The organism is Streptomyces sp. NRRL WC-3549, assembly GCF_000721935.1.
Lineage (GTDB): Bacteria > Actinomycetota > Actinomycetes > Streptomycetales > Streptomycetaceae > Streptomyces.
The window spans coordinates 43,421-44,104 of sequence record NZ_KL585399.1; the positions used below are offsets into that span (position 1 = coordinate 43,421).

Annotated in this window: 1 pseudogene; it reads right to left on the reverse strand. The window is 69.9% G+C overall.

Annotation, left to right across the window (positions count from 1 at the left end):
- Nucleotides 1–229 (reverse strand): annotated as a pseudogene (locus IH13_RS0115075) (acyl-CoA dehydrogenase family protein); the annotation flags it as partial.
- Nucleotides 230–684 lie beyond the last annotated feature (455 nt).

Sequence of the window (684 nt, forward strand, 5' to 3'; positions counted from 1 at the left end):
CAGAGATGTTTATAAGAGACAGGCCGTACTCGGAGGCGTACGGGAGGGCCAGCAGGCCGGAATCGGAGAGGAGGGTGAAGACCTCGCGCGGGAAGTGGCCCGCTTCCTCCTCCTCGGCCGCCCGCGGAGCGATCTCCTTCGACGCGATGTCGCGGACGAGCGCGACGAGCTGCCTGGACTCCTCGGTGGGCAGTCGGCGTTCCACCGGCTGCGGGGCACGGTCGGACATGACGGCGCTCTCCTCCCTGTCGGGCGTAGCGGCGGGCACGCGCGCGGGGTGTGAGCGGCGCCGCCGGGTGGTCCCCGGGCGACGCCCGGACATCCATGTCTCCTCAGCCGATCCTGCCCTCTCGGATCACGAGAGTCGCCGGTCAGCGGCCGTGGCGGGTCGAGTATGCCCGATCGTGGCGCCCCCGTCACCGGGTTCACGGTGTCCGATGATCAGGAAAATTGGTCCGAACCATTGACCAACTGGTCTAGTCCTCCTACGGTCTCCCCCAAGCCTTATCGCGTCCATGCCAAGCGTGGAGCGAGCCCGGCCCCCATCGAAGCCCTCCCCCACGAGGAGCCAGAATGACCGGAACCATCCGTTCCCGCGCCCGTCTCAAGGCACGTGCGGCGACCGCCTGCGCCGGCGCCCTCGGCGCCGCACTGCTCGGCGTCGCGGGTACGTCACCGGCGGGG